The organism is Mesorhizobium amorphae CCNWGS0123, from assembly GCF_001686985.1.
GTDB classification, from domain to species: Bacteria; Pseudomonadota; Alphaproteobacteria; order Rhizobiales; family Rhizobiaceae; genus Mesorhizobium; species Mesorhizobium amorphae.
Genome location: NZ_CP015318.1, coordinates 5061578 through 5080829, shown reverse-complemented (window position 1 = coordinate 5080829; position 19252 = coordinate 5061578). Strand labels below are relative to the sequence as shown.

Genomic DNA, 19252 nt, shown 5'->3' with positions numbered 1-19252 from the left:
TTGGATGAAAACATAAGCAATCGCAGCGCGATATCGGGCGCCGAGACCCGTCCTGCAGCCGACGATATGCGCATGTCTATCGCTACGCTCGCCAGGAACGGCGCCGTGGCGGGCGTGATCAAGCTCGCCAGTGCCGGCCTGTCCTTCCTGATGTTCGTGGCCGTGGCGATGGTCATGGACGGAAGGCAGTTCGGCCTCTACAGCGCAGCCTATGCCGGCGCCAGCCTGGTCTCTTTCTTCGCCTCGGTGGGGCAACAAAGCACCGTGCTGAGGTTCTGGCCGCAATATGTCGGCCTCGGCGACCATAGCTCGGCGCATGGCATGATGGCTCGCGCCATTCTCGTCGCGCTTGCCGGGCTCGTCGGCTCTAGCCTGTTCATTCTCATGGTCGGATTCTTGCCGTTCATCGGGAAAGGCACGCCGGAATGGCTTTCGCTGTGCGTGGCGGCTGCGGTCCTGTCGTTCGCACTCGGCTGGTCGGAATTCACGTCCGGCGCTTTCCGCGCCAAGAACGCGCTGATATCCGGCCTGTTGCCGCGCGACATCATCTGGCGTGCGGGCACGATTGCCGCCATTGCCGCTTGCCACTTCATGCATATCGAGATGAGCGCGGTTGCGGCGACCCATCTGACCGCCTTGCTGCTCATCCTTTCGGTTGTTCCGCAGACACTGCTTCTCGTGCGCGACACGGCGCGCGCCAAGCGCGGCCCACTCACGGAGGGGCAAAAGAGGGAATTCAAGACCGTGACGCTTGGCCTGTGGGGCGTCACCTCGCTGCCGCCGGCGCTCGGCCAGGTGAGCACGCTGCTTGTGGCGGTGATCCTGGGACCTGAGGCGGCCGGCGCGATCTTCGTCGCCGATCGGACCACGCGGTTCGTGGCGCTTGCGCTCAATGGAATCAATCAGGCGCTCGCGCCGCAGATTTCGAGCGCCTTCTACAGCGGCGACAGGGCGCATGTTCAGCGCATCACCAATCTCGCCGCGCTTGGCAGCTTTGCCATTGCACTCTGCGTGCTTGCAGCGTTCTGGATTTTCGGCGGCTTTATCCTGTCCATGTTCAATCCGACCTACGACACGCCGACCATGCGGGCAACACTCGTCATCTTCGGCATAGGCGCGACCTTTGCCACGGCTTGTGGCCCGATCGAGATCCTCCTGCAGTTGACCGGCCTGCAGCATGCGCTGTTCAAGGTTCTGGTTGTCGTCAACATACTGGGGCTCGGCGCGACGGCGGTGACGACGTATTTCTTTGGACCCATTGGCGCGGCAGTCAGCATCGCCGGAACGGTCATCGCCTGGACCGCCATTGCCGTGTCGATCGCACGGCGCAGGATAGGCATAAATCCATCTGTCTTCGGCTTCACGATGGCAAGAGCTGCGCCCGTTCCCGGTGTGATGCTGAAGGGTCGTACGTGAAGATCATTCAGGTACAGACCCAGGCGGAGGCCGCGGGCGCGCAGCGTATTTCCGACATGGTGGGCGAAGGCTTGCGGGCGCGCGGGCACGAGGTGCGCACCGTCTTCATGTACCGCAAGACGGACGCCTTCGATGCCGATCCTTATGCGGATTTCATCCTCACCGAGAGTCCAAAGGGATTGCCTGGGCAGATCCGGGCGGCCATTGGTCTCGCGACCTATCTGCGCAAGTCGCGGCCGGACGCCGTCATCACCTTTCAGCATTACGGCAACATCTTCGGCACGATCGGCGCCCGCCTGGCGGGCGTAAGCCGGATCATCGCCAACCAGAGCGGTTCGCCGCACACCAAAGGGATGATGGGCGTCCTCTCCCAGATCGACAGGCTGATGGGCGTGGTTGGCCTCTACCGGACGAATGTCGTCAACTCGGCCTGGACGGAAGCGCAATTCAGTCACTATCCGCAAGCCTATCGGCGGCGCTTGCGGCGCATCGATCATGGCGTTGCCGCACCGCCTGAAGACTTCGACAAGGCGGCGGCACGCGCTTCCTTCGGCTTGCCCCGGAATGCATGGCTCGCCGTCTCGTCCGGCCGGCTGACGCAACAGAAGAACCAGATTGCGCTCGTTGGGGCGCTCGATCAGCTGCCCGATATCCATGTCGCGATTGCCGGTGTCGGGCCGGAGCGCGACACGCTTGTCGCCTTGGCCAAAAGGCGGGGTGTGGCGGACCGCCTGCATCTGGTCGGCGAAGTCCCCCCGTCGCGTATTTTCGAGTTCCTGGCGGCAGGCGACATCTACGCGTTTCCGTCGTTGAGCGAGACCTTCGGTCTTGCCTGCGTCGAAGCGGCAATTTCCGGTTTGCCTGTCGTGGCGAATGACCTCGCCGTCATGCGGGAGGTGCTTGCTACCGAGGATGGCGAGACCGCGGCGATCTTCGTCGAGGACGACGCCACCGGCATGGCCAAGGGGCTGGCCGACTTGATGGCCGGGCCGGAAATCATGGCCAGGCTTTCAACGGCAGGGCGGCGACTCAAGGACAAATATGCGCCGGCCAGGATGTGCGCGGGCTACGAGGCGCTACTTCTTTCCTGAACGTCTTCTCACCGCCGCTATGCCGTCGATCGCTTCCAACGCGCCCGATCGATTGAGCGTGTGGATTTTCGGATAGGGCCAGTCGCCATCGGTGTCGATCGGCCGAGGCGCCGAAAGCCGCACCGTCTGCTGGTCGAGTTCCAACAGCTCGCATAGGCCGAGCCCGCCGCCATAGCCGAGCGTTCCGTCCTGGACCGGGAGCAGCACACGGTCCTCATCGATGCGAACGAAAGCACCACCTGGACGAGCCATGCGATGGTCGATCATGACAGGGTTCATAGGGTGGGGTTTCCACGGACCGGCGAGTGCCGGAGCGCAGAACACCACCAGGGTGTCGGAGGTGCTGCCATAGCCATCGCGATCGGTGGCGAACAGCCAAAGCAGCCCGCCATGCTCGAGCAGCGTCGCGTCGGAAATCTCGCCTTCGACCAGCACGGTCTCGGCGATCCAGCGGTCCGGGAAGGCCGAGGCACGGTAGAGCGTGAGCCTGCCGCTGGCGCTCGCCTCGGGAAGCATCCAGATCGCGCCGTCGCGCTCGAACACCTGCGGATAGGAGAGGTGGTGCGGCTCTTCCAGAACGACGCGTGGCGCCTCGGGAGCGCCGGCTGCGTCAAACGGGACGACGGAGATGACGGCCTTGCCGGTCGCATGGGGATAGTCCTCGACGAAGAGGAACGACCGGCCCTGCCACTGGAACGGGAAAGGATCGGCATAGAAGTGGTCGCCCGGGTCGGGCAGGACCGACCAGCCGGAGCCAAGCCCGCCCGTATTCGCGACGCCTGGCGCATCGATAAAGCGGTAGCCGACGCGCCAATGCGCATGACGGAAACCTATGCGCCGGATGATCTCCCGGCCAAGCCGCGGCAGCGTCGAGCCCAGATAGGCTGACGCGAACTGCATCGCCGTGCCGCCACCGCGGCCTTCAGACATGCGTTCGTTATTGAGAAGCCGGCCTTCAGCAAATGCCCGAACCACCGAGACGAGCAAGGTGACGGCGCGGGCAAGCACGTCCTCGGTGCCGAGTGCCGCCGATTCCCGCTTGTCCACCATCGGCCGTGCCCAGCCCACCAGCGTCTTCTTGTCGAGGACGGCTTCGATCAAAGGCAGCCTTCCGGCCGCGACCGCGATTGCCGCCGAGAGATCAGATGCGGATCCGTCAAACAGGAGGCCAACGGTCGGGACATCCGATGGGGCAGCGTTGCCGGCGAGGTCCAGTCTTAGCGCGGCGGACCGGTGCCCGCTTCGTGCCTCGATCTCATGCAGCGAGGCGGCAAGGTTGGGGCGGCGCCGTCGAAACAGGCGCTGTTCAAAGGCAAAGGCGGCTATTGCCGCCCTCGGCCAGTTTGCTGCTCCGGGCTGATGGCGCACAGCCACATCATGGCCATCCGCCTGAAGCCGCTCTATGGCGACCTTCTGCCACAGGCGGGGGCTCGATTGCGGAACAATCACCTCGATCGACAGCATGTCATTCCCGTCCGGCTGTAATGGTGCTCGGGTTCCAGACACTTGAAAAGAAATGATTTGGCCGAAAAAACTTACATTGGAGTTACATTCAAAGTCCGACTGCGCGGTTCACGAGAAAATAAACTGTCGAACGGCCCATCTCGAACCTGCCATGGAGGGCACATTCTAAGACAGATTTGCAACCATGGATCGATCTTTCGCATATACCAAGTTTCTAACAATCCTTGCGATTCGCCTTGACGCGGAACGCAAGACGTCGTCGATAGATCGGGCCCAGCCGGTTCGGATCACATGTTTGAAGTCACTGCCGAGGATTCGTTCGATTTCCGTTCGAAGGAATATGCCGAACTCTTCGCCAGTTCGGCGGCGACGGCTTTTCAGCACCCCATATGGCTGAGCCAGCTCTACGAGAGGATCGTACGGCAAGGCGCTGCCACGCCACTTGTAATCGTCGTGCGAAACGGCGCGGGTGGAAAGCTCGCGATGGTTTTGCCCCTGGTCAGGCGCCGGTACACATTGCTCAAAGTGGTCGAGTTCGCCGACATGCGCGTTTCCGACTACGTATCGCCGGTCGCCGACGAGGAGACCTTCGCGCGTATCGTGGCGGACAGTCGAGCCGTTGCCGCGATCCGAAGGCATCTGAAGCCTTACGATCTTCTGCGCATCGGCAAACTGGCGGACCGCTCATTGGCGATCGAGCGGCTCCTTGGCATCGACAAGCGCGAAAGCATGGGCATGAGCGCTTACTCCAGCAAGCTGGAGCCGACATTCGCCGCCTGGCGCGAGCACCAGCTCGACCAGTCCTACCGCAAGGAGCTCGACAAGAAATCCCGGCAGCTTGGCCGAATAGGAGAGGCGCGCTTCGCATGCGCTGACAACGTCGCTGCCATCCGCACGACTTTCGATGCGCTCAAAGTCTATCGCGGCAAGCGTTTCGATGGCAGCAACGGCCCCGCCGACCTGCTGCAATTGCCGTCCTATTTCGATTTCTATCTGGCTGTGGCGACCGAAGGGTGCGGCGGTTTCGCTCGCACCTACACTTTCTGGATGAACGATCGGGCAATCGCCGGCGCGCTTGGCCTTGAGCACCGCGGTTCGCTGCTTGTCATTCTGGGCGGCTTCGACGAGGCCGGCTACAGGAAGCAGTCGATCGGCAGCCTGATGTTCGAACAGATCGCCCGCGACTGTATCGAGCGCGGCGACCATTCCCTCGATTTCACCATCGGCGACGAGCCCTACAAGCGCATCTTCGGCGGCCGGCCATCACCTATGTGGCAGATCTTCCGAGCCGGCAGCCCGCTCGGCCTGGCGGCGCATCTGACGGTCGAGAAATTGCCGGCGGCCAAAGCGCTGGCGCGGCGCGTGCTCGGTTCGCACGGCAAGAAGGCCGCCGCTGGCCATGTGGTGACGTCGCCAGCCTCGACCGACGAAGTGGCTGGGCCCTGAGGTCGGAACGAGCCCAAGGCGCGTCTCCCAAAACCACTGCGCAGTTTGGGCGACAGATCGGCTGATTGGCCTGCGATCACGCCACGGGTTCGACCGCGGGCTTTCTGAGGTTGCGCAGCCTGGCGGCGAAAGCGGGGCTTAGATTGTCGATCTCGTGCATGATGCGGCGGCGGCTGAAGTGAATTTGCCGACGCGCGCGCCAGCGCAGGTCGGTGTCGATGGTCAGGCTGCGGCGAAAATGCGCCAGCTGGAGACCATGCTCGTCCATCGCCTGCTTTACCGGATCGGCGTAGAAGGTCGCGATCTTTGCGGCGGCCATGCCGGGTGAGGCCAGCCATTGCGGCACATGCACCGTGCACAGGCGCTCGACATCGGTGAGCAGCCTGCTGACGCCTGTCCCGGCGGCCGGACATGATGTCTGGTAGGCATCGCCGATCAGGACGGCCCCGTCGCGCACGCAGTTCTCGGCGACGGTGATGTCGGTTAGCCAGCTCTCGACCCGGTCGATCACTTCGAAGTCACCGAATGCCTTGACCAGACCCGGGAGCGTTTCGATGAGCGTTTGCCTGGGATTGTCGCGCAGCGCCTTGACCCAAGGGTCGCGATGCTCGCGGAAAACGAAGAGATTGGCGCGGGTGACTTCGGCGGCGGGGAACAGGTTCAAATAGTCGATGCCGTCGGAAACCCGTTCGCCGTAATAGGTGAGGGCGGGATGCCGGAAGGCGCTTGCTCCCACCGGGCGCAGATTGAAGCCGAAGGTCAGCGACTGCCGCTGGTGGACGAATTTGCGCTCGATGCCAAGGTCGCGGCGCAGAATGTCACCCATGCCGGTGGCCAAAACGAGAAGCCGCGCCGTCACGTCGCCGTGTCCGAGGATCGACACACGCTGGCGTTCCGGGCCTGCCTCCAGTCCGCTCACGCGACCAGCGATGAAGCGCACGGTGTCGGGCAGTTCGGCCCGCATGGCGGCGACGAGGTCATCGTAGAAAATGCCGTAGTGCCGGGCGTGCGTGCGGTCGAGCAGGCGCCCCTTGCGAATGTTGACGATTTCGTCGAATGCCACGGCCGCTGCGGAAAGCCCGTCCAAAAGGCCGATCCGGCGCAGTTTTTCGATCTGGTCGCCGGCGATCTTCTCGACGCGGAATTCGCGCGGAAAAACCTGATGGCGGTCGATCAGCGTGACGTGATAACCGGACCGCCCGAGGACGTTTGCCGCCAGCGTGCCGGAAAGCCCGCCGCCGACTATGACGATCTCCGTGTCAGTTCCGGCAGGCAGCGGACGGTGGGGACGCTCGGCAGTCATCTGGAATACCTCAATATGGCGTAGATGGCCTGGGGACTTGTGGTGAAATAGCGCCAGAAAAGCCGGCGCGGCTCCATCAGCGCGCGCCACAGCCACTCGAATCCGGCCTTCTGTACCCACAGGGGCGCGCGCCGGACCTTGCCGGCGATATGGTCGAAAAGCCCGCCCGACGTCTTGATCACCCCGACATTCTGGAGTCGCGATGCAAAGTCGCGGACGAAGATCTGCTCGCGCGGAACACCGAGGCCCAGCCACAAAATGTCGGGCGCAAGTGCGTTGATCTCGTCGAGCTTCTTTTCGAGCGCCTGGCCGGCAAGGAAGCCGTGACAATGCCCGACGATGCGCAGGCCGGGGTATCTGGCCTTGACGCTCGCAACGGCCTTGTCGTTCTCGGCCTCGGTCGACCCGAGCAGATAGAAGGTCGTGCCTTCCTGTTCGGCGAGCTCGGCCACATCGTGAAAGAGGTCGGTGGTGGCTACCCGCTCCGGCAAATGCCTGCTGCACAGCAGGCGTGAGGCGAAAACAAGCGGCTGGCCGTCGGCGAAGATCTGGTCGGCTTCGCGGAAGAGGACGGCGACGTCCACATTCGCGAGCGCCTGCGCGATGACGTCGCCATTGGCGGAGGTGAAATAATAGGGACGGCTGCTGCGGATGTGGCCACGCGCCGCGGCGATCATCAAGCGCGCGGCATTTGGCCGGTCGATCACCGTGATCGGCAGCCCGCCAAGCTGCACAGTTGGAAGATCGAGAAGGCTTTCCTGGAAACGAGCCAGATCTTGCCGCGCGACATCAACCGAGCGTGCGGGCCCGGCTGAACGTTGACGATGCGAACGGGGATGCTGGGTTACGGGCGTCGCAGGTTGTGCGGAACCGGGGGGGGCCGATCCACTTGTCGTGGCCTCATCTCCTCCAAGATCCCTTGGAGAGGTCTCTGATATTTTGCGCATAGAAAAACTGCCCCATCCCCAGTATATCCAACCTACCCCCTTGCTTGTCACCATAAGTAAAAAACTCGGAAAGTTAAGCGATAGATTAATGATTAGTTAATATGTAAATCTTGTCTAAAATTTTAAGGATCAAAATGGGTGGGAAGATCTTGGCCAATTGTCCAATTACCACTGCTCAAGTGGCGGCGGCACTGTCTGTGCTGCGGCTATTCCATGATGCTTCAAGGACGACAAGCTGTCCTGGGCGTCTCACCGGACTCGATATCAGCCAGTTTCAGCGGCGCTGGCCGCGTATCGAGGCCTGGTAGACCAACGATGTCCAGCTGTTGGAGGAGGCGAGGTGACAGTAGACCAGCCCCAGCGCTCCTGATTTCCTGAGGTCGAGAAAGGCCTCGTCGCTCAATTTGTTGAAGGCCGGCTCGTCGATCACCTGGAAATCGGTGAGGTTGAGCACCTCGCCGCCCTCCAGCGTCACCTTTGCTCTGGCGTGGTGCGAACAGTCCGTGCGCATCGATCTTATCAATCATGGCGCGGGTCGCGTTGAAGTCGGCCTGGAATTGGTTGCAGAAGGTCAGCGCCTGTTTCGTCGCGTCCGCTGCCTCGGTCCCGTTGAAGAATGGAGCGATCCTGCCGCCGTCCTCGCGGAACGGCGCCAGCAGTTGATCGACGACGCGCTCGCTCGCCCGGTCGACGCACAGTGTCAGACGACCGGTCGTCGTCGTCTCGTCTGCGAGAACGAAAGGATAGCGGCGGACATAGGCCGGAACGTAATGCGGTTCGGTCCATCTGCCGTCGGCATCGACGAACAGGTTCTCGTTCTGGCGCAGGCCGGTGATGATCACCGGTGCCTTGCCGGCGCCGATGAAGACGATGGGATAGGAGCGCATCGCCGCCGGCATCTCCGACGCCACCACCGGAATCGCGTGCGCCGAGCGGGCGAAGTCGAAGTCGGCCCGCGCGGTCAGCCCCAGCGAGCCGTGCCTTACCGGGTTGAGCGCTTCCGGCCTGGAGTAGAACAGCGGCAAAGGCGGCGCCCGCCGCGTTTTCCGCTGCCGGTGCCGTCTTTGTGTCGCTGTCGGCCATCGTCTCCCTTTTGCCGCCATCCGATCGCGTTGGCTCAATTAGCGCATGATACCGAAAATCGAAAAGGCGGCGACCAATCTCAACATCGGCATGAAATCGGTGACGCGCAGACCGGCGACCATTCCGGTTTCACCGTCCGTCCTCACGGGGGCGATCGACAAGCTCGAAGCAATCAAATAGCCGCGAAGAGCCTCTGCTTCGGGGCTGACACCAGCGTGCTGCTGGCCTCAGGCCGACCGGGGAGGGCCACTGCTTGGCCTCCACGAACGACAGGGCGGGCAAGGTTCTATTTCTGGCGGAAGGCGGAGTGAAACGAGGTGAGCAGCGGGCCCAATATGTAGTCGAGGGCGGTGCGCTCCTCGGTGACGATCATCACCGAAGCCGGCATGCCAGGATAAAGCGCGATCTGCGGTGCCGCGGCCAGTTCGGCCGGATCGACCGCGATGTCGGCGACATAGTAAGGGAAGCCGGTCTTGGCGTCGGTGATGCGATCCGCCGAAATGCGGGTGACGCGTCCATGGATGATCGGTATCGAACGCTGATTGTAGGAGGTGAAGCGAACTTCGGCCGTCGTGTCGGCGCGCAGGTTTGATATGTCCTCGACGCGAACCTGCGCCTGAACGATCAGCGAATTCTGCGTCGGCACGATGTCGAGAATCGTCTGGCCCGGAGCGACGATCGCACCGATCGAAAAGACGCTGAGATCCATCACCTGGCCATCATAGGGCGAGCGAACTTCGGCACGGTCCATGGCGGCCTGGGCGGCGAACATCTTGGGCACGAGGTCCGCCAGGCCCGATTGCGTGTCGATCAGCATGGCGGAAAGCTTGGCCCGGCGCTCGTTGGTCAACTGGGCGATCTGGCTTTCCAGCTCGGCCTTCGACTGGCGGCTGCCGGCGATTGCCCCCAGATTCTCGTCGATCAGGCCCTGCAGGCCGGAGGCTGACCTGTCCAATTCCAGAATGCGCGGCCGCGTCGTCAAGCCGGCCTTGAGTAGCTTGGACAGGCTGACCTTTTCATCGATCGTCGATTGCAGCTGGGCCCGGTACGATTCGACGCGAGCCTGCTTGCCCTGGATCTGCTCATCAAGCTCGGCAATCCGCCGCTGCAGGATCTGCGTGGCGCCGGCCATCGAGGCGCGCTGGCTTTCCAGATCGGCGATCTGGTTTGCCATGGCATCCTTGAGATAAGGCATGTGCTCCTTGAGGATGTCCTGCGGAAAGGCAACTGCCCCGCTGCCATCCAGCTCGGCCTTGATCCTGGCGTCGGTGGCGCGCAGGAGCGCATATTGCTGGGCGTAGAGGTTGAACTCGGAACGGATCCTGGTGTCGTCGAGGACCAGCATGACCTGGCCCGTCTTGACGATGTCGCCGTCCTTGACCCGGATTTCCTTTACCGTTCCACCGTCGAAGTGCTGAACGCTCTTGCGATTGCCTTCCACCTTGACGACCGCATCGGCCAGCACGGCGCCGTTCAGCGGGGCAAAGGCGGCCCAGCCGCCGAAGACGCCGAAGAAGGCGATGATGATCAGCAGGCCGATATAGGCCGGCACCCGGATGGAATCCGGGGCCGGGATGCCGGCTTCGCCGGGCAGGCTTCTGTAGATGAGGGCGCTGTCGCTCAACGGTCACTCCTCAGGCAGGTCATTGGGTTGCCACCGCAATTGAAGTCGCACGCTGATTGAGCCGTGCCACGATCTCGTTCCTCATGCCGAAGGCTTCGACGGCGCCGTCCCGCAGCAGCAGGATCTTGTCGACGTTTGCCAGCGTCGACGGCCGATGCGAAACGATGATCACCGTGCTGCCGCGGCGCTTGAGCTCGATTGCGCACTCGCTCAGCGCACGGTCGCCATCGGCGTCGAGATTGGAGCTCGGCTCATCGAGAACGATGAGGTTCGGCGTGCCGAACACAGCCCGGGCAAGCGCGATCCGCTGGCGGTATCCTCCCGACAGCACGGCACCGCCTTCGCCGATCTGCGTCTCGTAGCCTTGCGGCAGGCGGATGATCATGTCGTGCACGCCGGCGAGCCGCGCGGCCTCGATCACCTCCTGGTCGACATTGGTCTTGAAGCGCCCGATGTTGGCGGCGACGGTGTCGGAAAACAGCTCGATGTCCTGCGGCAGGTAGCCGATGTGGTCGCCGAGCGCGTCGCGCCCCCAATGCGACAGATCGGCGCCGTCCAGCCTGACGGTGCCGCGGCTGGGCTGCATGACGCCGGCGAGGTGACGGGCCAGCGTCGACTTGCCGGCGCCCGAGGGGCCGACGATCCCCAGCGCCTCGCCTGCCTCCAGCCGGAACGATACGTCCCTGAGAAGCACCTTCTGCTGGCTGGGAATGGCAAAGCTGACCTGCTCGACCGAAATCTTGCCGGTGGGCTTGGGCAGGTTGAACGATCTTTCGCTCTGTGCACCGCCGTCGATCAGTTTGTGGACCCTGGTCAGTGCCGCCCGCGCCAAAACCAGGTTACGCCAGAGGCCGACGATCTGTTCGACCGGCTGGAGGCCTTTGCCCAGCAATATGCTGGCCGCGAACATAGAACCCGCCGTGGTCTGCCGTTCGATCACCAGATAGGCGCCGAGGCCGAGGATCAGCGACTGCATGGTCAGGCGCAGGAACCGGATCACCCCCGACATCAGGGCGGCGCGGTCGCTGGCTTGCGTCTGACGCCGGAGCGCCAGGCTGCGGTCGCGCCCCCAGCGGCGGATGAGGCCGTCGATCATGCCCATGGCGCGAATGACTTCCGAGTTCCTCAGGCTCATCTCGGTGAAATTGTAGTTGGCCGTCGCCAGATCGTTGGCCTGCTTGAGCGGCGCGCGCACCAGATACTCGTTGATGACCGCCATGGCGATCAGCAGCAGGGACGAGCCGAGCGCGAAGAAGCCGAGCCAGGGATGCAGCAGGAAGATGATGGCGATGTAGATGGGCGACCAGGGCAGGTCGAACAGCGCATTGATGCCCATGCCGGTGATGACCTGCCGGAACGTGTCGAAGTCACGCACTGGCTGGCTCTGCGAGGAGCCCGACTGCGCGGTCTCGACCGACGCGGCCACGATCTTCGCCGACAGCAGCCGGTCGAGGCGCACGCTGGCGCGCGTCAGGATCGTGGCGCGCATGAGGTCGAGACCGGCAAGCGCAAGGAACGCCGCCAGCAATGCGATGGTCAGCATCACCAGCGTGGTTGCGCTGCCGCTGGTCACCACCCGGTCGTAGATCTGCAGCATATAGAGCGGGGAGGCGAGATAGAGCAGGTTGATCGCCAGGCTGAAGCCCGCCGCGATCAGGAAATAGTGGCGGCACGCCAGCAGGGCGTCCTTCACGATCTGCGATTTTCTGTCGAGACTCAAATACCCAGCGGAGAACCGCCCCCCTGTCCACCTGTATGCCGATACTACTCCCGATCCTTCAGCCGGCCACGCAGCCCGTCGATATTCTTGTCGTAAACCTTAACGCGCAGGCTGGATCAGGAAATGCTACGGGAAGTGAGCCGCAACGCGGCTCACTTCATGGTTTCAAAGCACGAAGTCGCTCGCCGTCAGCCCGAGCCCGGTACCAGTCAGGGTGATCTGGAAATCGGCTGTCGCGTTGCCGTTGACATCTGCGCGGACGATCGTATTGCCGCCGCTTTCCGACCACGTGATGCTGTTGGCGACAGTATTCACATTCTGCCCTCCGAACAGGAAAGCCTGGTCGCCGCCGCCGGCAACGGCGTCGATCGAAGATAGGTCGATCTTGTCGGTGCCGTGCACGAAGTCGGTGATGGTGTCGTTGGCAGCCGATGCAGGCGATTCCGAAACGGCTGGTCCATAGTAGAAAGTATCGGTTCCCAGACCACCGGTCAGCGTATCGGTGCCAGCCCCGCCAACGAGCTTGTCATTGCCGTCGCCGCCATTCAAGGTGTCGTTCCCATCCTGGCCGAACAGCGTGTCATTGCCCGCCAGGCCGAAAATCTGGTCCGCCCCGCTATTGCCGTAAAGGACGTCGTCTCCGCCAATGGCGCCATTGAGGCTATCCGAAGAATTGCCGTTGGTACCGGTTATGACCTGGAACGTCTCGCTATACTGATAGGCGGGCCCGGCCGGATCGCCGACCTGTGTTGCCTGCACGGTGATGGAATACACCTTGCTCGGTGAAAGGCCTCCCGAGCTCAGCGTGCTGCCCGTGATCGAGAACAGTCCCACGTTCGATTGCGAGGTGATGCTGTAGACAAAGCTGCCGGAATCCGGGTCGGTCGCGGTCAGTGCGCCCGAGAAATTGAACGTGTTGAAATTCACGTCCCCAGCGGGAATGCTTGGCGTGAGCTGGATGTCTGTCGGCGCAAAGCGTGGCGGCGCGTCGTTGGCGCCATTGATGGTTATCGTGACCAGTTTCGCCGTGCCGTCCTCGGAAAAGACGGTAAAGCTGTCGTTCAATGGCTGGCCGTCATTGAGCGCGTTGACCGTCGGGTTCGAGTTGTCGAGCGTATAGGTCCAGACACCCGCGGCGGTCACAGTGTAGGTTCCGTAGCCGAGCGCGCTGGCTGTCGCGGAATTGACGGCCTGGAACGAGTCCGTGGTGTTGTCGACATCGGTCGACAGAAGGTCGCCGGTCGCGGTCGGCGTGCCGCCGCCGTTGGAAGCGCCCGCTTCGACGACCGTCCCGGTCGCCGAACCGGTGATCACCGCCGCGTCGTTGGCGCCATGGATGGTGATGTCGATCACCTGCTCGGTGCCGTCGGCGGTCGTGACCGTCACCAGCTCATGCAGCGTGGTGTTCGCTCCGGTGCTGTTGAGCGCCTGGACCGCGGCGTTGGTGTCGTCGAGCGTGTAGCTCCATGCCCCGCTCGCATCGATCGAGAAGCTGCCGTAGCTCTTGGCCTCGGCGGACTGCACGGTAAACAGCGCCGAGCTGTCGACGTCGGTCGCATCCAGGTCGCCGGAGGCGGTCGCGTCGCCGGGCGTGCCGTTGGCAACGCCGGAGGCTTCGGTCACCGAGTCCGTCGCCGAACCGGTGATCACCGCCGCGTCGTTGGCGCCGTTGATGGTGATGTCGATCACCTGCTCGGTGCCGTCGGCGGTCGTGACCGTCACCAGCTCATGCAGCGTGGTGTTCGCTCCGGTGCTGTTGAGCGCCTGGACCGCGGCGTTGGTGTCGTCGAGCGTGTAGCTCCATGCCCCGCTCGCATCGATCGAGAAGCTGCCGTAGCTCTTGGCCTCGGCGGACTGCACGGTAAACAGCGCCGAGCTGTCGACGTCGGTCGCATCCAGGTCGCCGGAGGCGGTCGCGTCGCCGGGCGTGCCGTTGGCAACGCCGGAGGCTTCGGTCACCGAGTCCGTCGCCGTGCCGGTGATCACCGCCGCGTCGTTGGCGCCGTTGATGGTGATGTCGATCACCTGCTCGGTGCCGTCGGCGGTCGTGACCGTCACCAGCTCATGCAGCGTGGTGTTCGCTCCGGTGCTGTTGAGCGCCTGGACCGCGGCGTTGGTGTCGTCGAGCGTGTAGCTCCATGCCCCGCTCGCATCGATCGAGAAGCTGCCGTAGCTCTTGGCCTCGGCGGACTGCACGGTAAACAGCGCCGAGCTGTCGACGTCGGTCGCATCCAGGTCGCCGGAGGCGGTCGCGTCGCCGGGCGTGCCGTTGGCAACGCCGGAGGCCTCGGTCACCGAGTCCGTCGCCGAACCGGTGATCACCGCCGCGTCGTTGGCGCCGTTGATGGTGATGTCGATCACCTGCTCGGTGCCGTCGGCGGTCGTGACCGTCACCAGCTCATGCAGCGTGGTGTTCGCTCCGGTGCTGTTGAGCGCCTGGACCGCGGCGTTGGTGTCGTCGAGCGTGTAGCTCCATGCCCCGCTCGCATCGATCGAGAAGCTGCCGTAGCTCTTGGCCTCGGCGGACTGCACGGTAAACAGCGCCGAGCTGTCGACGTCGGTCGCATCCAGGTCGCCGGAGGCGGTCGCGTCGCCGGGCGTGCCGTTGGCAACGCCGGAGGCCTCGGTCACCGAGTCCGTCGCCGAACCGGTGATCACCGCCGCATCGTTGGCGCCGTTGATGGTGATGTCGATCACCTGCTCGGTGCCGTCGGCGGTCGTGACCGTCACCAGCTCATGCAGCGTGGTGTTCGCTCCGGTGCTGTTGAGCGCCTGGACCGCGGCGTTGGTGTCGTCGAGCGTGTAGCTCCATGCCCCGCTCGCATCGATCGAGAAGCTGCCGTAGCTCTTGGCCTCGGCGGACTGCACGGTAAACAGCGCCGAGCTGTCGACGTCGGTCGCATCCAGGTCGCCGGAGGCGGTCGCGTCGCCGGGCGTGCCGTTGGCAACGCCGGAGGCCTCGGTCACCGAGTCCGTCGCCGAACCGGTGATCACCGCCGCGTCGTTGGCGCCATGGATGGTGATGTCGATCACCTGCTCGGTGCCGTCGGCGGTCGTGACCGTCACCAGCTCATGCAGCGTGGTGTTCGCTCCGGTGCTGTTGAGCGCCTGGACCGCGGCGTTGGTGTCGTCGAGCGTGTAGCTCCATGCCCCGCTCGCATCGATCGAGAAGCTGCCGTAGCTCTTGGCCTCGGCGGACTGCACGGTAAACAGCGCCGAGCTGTCGACGTCGGTCGCATCCAGGTCGCCGGAGGCGGTCGCGTCGCCGGGCGTGCCGTTGGCAACGCCGGAGGCCTCGGTCACCGAGTCCGTCGCCGAACCGGTGATCACCGCCGCATCGTTGGCGCCGTTGATGGTGATGTCGATCACCTGCTCGGTGCCGTCGGCGGTCGTGACCGTCACCAGCTCATGCAGCGTGGTGTTCGCTCCGGTGCTGTTGAGCGCCTGGACCGCGGCGTTGGTGTCGTCGAGCGTGTAGCTCCATGCCCCGCTCGCATCGATCGAGAAGCTGCCGTAGCTCTTGGCCTCGGCGGACTGCACGGTAAACAGCGCCGAGCTGTCGACGTCGGTCGCATCCAGGTCGCCGGAGGCGGTCGCGTCGCCGGGCGTGCCGTTGGCAACGCCGGAGGCTTCGGTCACCGAGTCCGTCGCCGTGCCGGTGATCACCGCCGCGTCGTTGGCGCCGTTGATGGTGATGTCGATCACCTGCTCGGTGCCGTCGGCGGTCGTGACCGTCACCAGCTCATGCAGCGTGGTGTTCGCTCCGGTGCTGTTGAGCGCCTGGACCGCGGCGTTGGTGTCGTCGAGCGTGTAGCTCCATGCCCCGCTCGCATCGATCGAGAAGCTGCCGTAGCTCTTGGCCTCGGCGGACTGCACGGTAAACAGCGCCGAGCTGTCGACGTCGGTCGCATCCAGGTCGCCGGAGGCGGTCGCGTCGCCGGGCGTGCCGTTGGCAACGCCGGAGGCCTCGGTCACCGAGTCCGTCGCCGTGCCGGTGATCACCGCCGCGTCGTTGGCGCCGTTGATGGTGATGTCGATCACCTGCTCGGTGCCGTCGGCGGTCGTGACCGTCACCAGCTCATGCAGCGTGGTGTTCGCTCCGGTGCTGTTGAGCGCCTGGACCGCGGCGTTGGTGTCGTCGAGCGTGTAGCTCCATGCCCCGCTCGCATCGATCGAGAAGCTGCCGTAGCTCTTGGCCTCGGCGGACTGCACGGTAAACAGCGCCGAGCTGTCGACGTCGGTCGCATCCAGGTCGCCGGAGGCGGTCGCGTCGCCGGGCGTGCCGTTGGCAACGCCGGAGGCCTCGGTCACCGAGTCCGTCGCCGAACCGGTGATCACCGCCGCGTCGTTGGCGCCGTTGATGGTGATGTCGATCACCTGCTCGGTGCCGTCGGCGGTCGTGACCGTCACCAGCTCATGCAGCGTGGTGTTCGCTCCGGTGCTGTTGAGCGCCTGGACCGCGGCGTTGGTGTCGTCGAGCGTGTAGCTCCATGCCCCGCTCGCATCGATCGAGAAGCTGCCGTAACTCTTGGCCTCGGCGGACTGCACGGTAAACAGCGCCGAGCTGTCGACGTCGGTCGCATCCAGGTCGCCGGAGGCGGTCGCGTCGCCGGGCGTGCCGTTGGCAACGCCGGAGGCCTCGGTCACCGAGTCCGTCGCCGAACCGGTGATCACCGCCGCATCGTTGGCGCCGTTGATGGTGATGTCGATCACCTGCTCGGTGCCGTCGGCGGTCGTGACCGTCACCAGCTCATGCAGCGTGGTGTTCGCTCCGGTGCTGTTGAGCGCCTGGACCGCGGCGTTGGTGTCGTCGAGCGTGTAGCTCCATGCCCCGCTCGCATCGATCGAGAAGCTGCCGTAGCTCTTGGCCTCGGCGGACTGCACGGTAAACAGCGCCGAGCTGTCGACGTCGGTCGCATCCAGGTCGCCGGAGGCGGTCGCGTCGCCGGGCGTGCCGTTGGCAACGCCGGAGGCCTCGGTCACCGAGTCCGTCGCCGAACCGGTGATCACCGCCGCGTCGTTGGCGCCATGGATGGTGATGTCGATCACCTGCTCGGTGCCGTCGGCGGTCGTGACCGTCACCAGCTCATGCAGCGTGGTGTTCGCTCCGGTGCTGTTGAGCGCCTGGACCGCGGCGTTGGTGTCGTCGAGCGTGTAGCTCCATGCCCCGCTCGCATCGATCGAGAAGCTGCCGTAGCTCTTGGCCTCGGCGGACTGCACGGTAAACAGCGCCGAGCTGTCGACGTCGGTCGCATCCAGGTCGCCGGAGGCGGTCGCGTCGCCGGGCGTGCCGTTGGCAACGCCGGAGGCCTCGGTCACCGAGTCCGTCGCCGAACCGGTGATCACCGCCGCATCGTTGGCGCCGTTGATGGTGATGTCGATCACCTGCTCGGTGCCGTCGGCGGTCGTGACCGTCACCAGCTCATGCAGCGTGGTGTTCGCTCCGGTGCTGTTGAGCGCCTGGACCGCGGCGTTGGTGTCGTCGAGCGTGTAGCTCCATGCCCCGCTCGCATCGATCGAGAAGCTGCCGTAGCTCTTGGCCTCGGCGGACTGCACGGTAAACAGCGCCGAGCTGTCGACGTCGGTCGCATCCAGGTCGCCGGAGGCGGTCGCGTCGCCGGGCGTGCCGTTGGCAACGCCGGAGGCCTCGGTCACCGAGTCCGTCGCCGAACCGGTGATCACCGCCGCATCGTTGGCGCCGTTGATGGTGATGTCGATCACCTGCTCGGTGCCGTCGGCGGTCGTGACCGTCACCAGCTCATGCAGCGTGGTGTTCGCTCCGGTGCTGTTGAGCGCCTGGACCGCGGCGTTGGTGTCGTCGAGCGTGTAGCTCCATGCCCCGCTCGCATCGATCGAGAAGCTGCCGTAGCTCTTGGCCTCGGCGGACTGCACGGTAAACAGCGCCGAGCTGTCGACGTCGGTCGCATCCAGGTCGCCGGAGGCGGTCGCGTCGCCGGGCGTGCCGTTGGCAACGCCGGAGGCCTCGGTCACCGAGTCCGTCGCCGAACCGGTGATCACCGCCGCGTCGTTGGTCCCCAAAATGTCGATATGCACCGTAGTGTGGGTACCGTCGGCGCTCACCACATCGAAATCCTCGACATAGTGCTGGCCGGCAACGAATTCGTTGTGCGCCGAACTCGCCGTGTAGGTCCATGCGCCGGCGCTGTCGATGTCGAAGGTGCCGTAGCTGCCCACGGTTCCCACCTGGGCGACGAAGGTCTCGGGGCTGTCGACGTCCGAGATGGTGAGCGTGCCGGAGGTCGAGATGTCGGCCGCGGTGTCGCCTTCGGTCAGGTTGCGGACGTCCGCCGAGAGCACAGCCGCATCGTTGGTGCCTGTGATATTGACGACGATATTGTAGCTCGCGGTTCCGTCCGCCGATGTCACCGTCAGCGTGTCGGTCACAGCCTGGCCTTGCGTCAGCGGGTCGGCAAGCGCCTGGTTGAGCGCATAGGTCCATGCGCCGGTCGTCGTATCGAAGGTGAAGGTGCCATAGCTGCCCTGAAGGCTTGCCGGGTCCTGGAAATGGTTCTGCCCGGCATCGATGTCTGTCAGGATCAGCTGTCCCTGGGCGCTGGGATCGTTGAGCGTTCCGTTGGCGACGCCGCCGGCTTCCACTACGGTCTTGTCAGCGCCTGGGGCCGCGGTGATTGTCGCGCCGTCATTGCTGCCCTGAATGTTGACCGACACGCTGGCCCAGCTCAGCGTTCCGTTGCCGAGCTTGATCGCATAGGTGAACGTCTCATTTATGCTATCCCCAGCACCCAGGGCCTGCAGGCTGGAGAAGCCATGCAGCACGAGATACTGGCTAAGGTTCATCTCGACCTTGCCATTGTTGATGCGGATGAAGACGCCGCCGCCGATGTCTTCCCAGGCAGAGACGCCGCTCACTTGGGCGTCTGCCGTCGTCAGGTCGATCGGCGCGTATTGCTTGGTGGCCGTCGAGGCGGAAATCCCATCGTCAACCGAATAGAGGGTCTTTGCGTTTCCACCCAGATCATTCTTCATCACGTCCAGCAGGATGATGGACTGAGCTGCCGACACGATGACGACTGTGTCCTCGGTGTAGTTGAAAACGTCGTCTTTCGCCTGCGGTGTGTTGGAAAACGATGTCGTGGTGCCGCCGGCACCGGCGATCTGAGTAGCCATGTTTCACCC

At 64.1% G+C, this 19252-nt stretch carries 11 protein-coding genes; 4 read left to right on the top strand and 7 right to left on the bottom strand.

The features are described from left to right. Positions 1-72: 72 nt before the first annotated feature. Both A6B35_RS23935 and A6B35_RS23930 read left to right on the top strand, forming a co-directional pair. Positions 73-1416: a lipopolysaccharide biosynthesis protein gene (locus A6B35_RS23935; protein WP_244426032.1), complete on the top strand. Its 1344-nt coding sequence runs from the start codon at positions 73-75 to the stop codon at positions 1414-1416. Then, the gene (locus A6B35_RS23930; protein ID WP_006204809.1) at positions 1413-2507 is read left to right on the top strand and encodes a glycosyltransferase family 4 protein; all 1095 of its coding nucleotides are present in this window, start codon (positions 1413-1415) and stop codon (positions 2505-2507) included. The genes A6B35_RS23935 and A6B35_RS23930 overlap by 4 nt, the downstream gene beginning before the upstream one ends. Here the strand turns inward: A6B35_RS23930 and A6B35_RS23925 are convergent. Continuing rightward, positions 2493-3971, bottom strand: a complete 1479-nt coding sequence (locus tag A6B35_RS23925) for a glucosamine inositolphosphorylceramide transferase family protein (protein WP_006204810.1) — start codon at positions 3969-3971, stop codon at positions 2493-2495. The genes A6B35_RS23930 and A6B35_RS23925 overlap by 15 nt on opposite strands. A gap of 291 nt (positions 3972-4262) precedes the next feature. On the opposite strand from A6B35_RS23925, the gene A6B35_RS23920 reads away from it, so the two are divergent. Further along, positions 4263-5417, top strand: coding sequence for a GNAT family N-acetyltransferase (locus tag A6B35_RS23920; RefSeq protein ID WP_006204811.1), 1155 nt, complete (start codon positions 4263-4265; stop codon positions 5415-5417). A gap of 76 nt (positions 5418-5493) precedes the next feature. Here A6B35_RS23920 and A6B35_RS23915 read toward each other — a convergent pair whose 3' ends face one another. The 3 genes from A6B35_RS23915 to A6B35_RS37545 form a co-directional block, all read right to left on the bottom strand. Then, a complete protein-coding gene (locus A6B35_RS23915; protein WP_006204812.1) occupies positions 5494-6720 on the bottom strand; it encodes an FAD-dependent oxidoreductase in 1227 nt (408 codons plus the stop codon). Continuing rightward, positions 6717-7454, bottom strand: a complete 738-nt coding sequence (locus A6B35_RS23910) for a WecB/TagA/CpsF family glycosyltransferase (RefSeq protein ID WP_006204813.1) — start codon at positions 7452-7454, stop codon at positions 6717-6719. The genes A6B35_RS23915 and A6B35_RS23910 overlap by 4 nt, the downstream gene beginning before the upstream one ends. Before the next feature lie 434 nt (positions 7455-7888). Further along, a complete protein-coding gene (locus tag A6B35_RS37545; RefSeq protein WP_006204814.1) occupies positions 7889-8692 on the bottom strand; it encodes a SapC family protein in 804 nt (267 codons plus the stop codon). Between the two features lie 103 nt (positions 8693-8795). Between A6B35_RS37545 and A6B35_RS37240 the strand changes: the two genes are divergently transcribed. Beyond that, positions 8796-8930, top strand: coding sequence for a hypothetical protein (locus A6B35_RS37240; protein ID WP_006204815.1), 135 nt, complete (start codon positions 8796-8798; stop codon positions 8928-8930). Positions 8931-9036: 106 nt separating this feature from the next. On the opposite strand, the gene A6B35_RS23900 is transcribed toward A6B35_RS37240, so the two are convergent. From A6B35_RS23900 to A6B35_RS35715, 3 genes are all read right to left on the bottom strand, one after another. Continuing rightward, the gene (locus A6B35_RS23900; protein WP_006204816.1) at positions 9037-10374 is read right to left on the bottom strand and encodes an HlyD family type I secretion periplasmic adaptor subunit; all 1338 of its coding nucleotides are present in this window, start codon (positions 10372-10374) and stop codon (positions 9037-9039) included. Between the two features lie 19 nt (positions 10375-10393). After that, entirely contained in the window at positions 10394-12067 is a 1674-nt protein-coding gene (locus A6B35_RS23895; protein WP_244426034.1) for a type I secretion system permease/ATPase, read from the bottom strand. 192 nt (positions 12068-12259) lie between these two features. Then, the gene (locus A6B35_RS35715) at positions 12260-19243 is read right to left on the bottom strand and encodes a VCBS domain-containing protein (RefSeq protein ID WP_065518265.1); all 6984 of its coding nucleotides are present in this window, start codon (positions 19241-19243) and stop codon (positions 12260-12262) included. Positions 19244-19252: the final 9 nt, after the last annotated feature.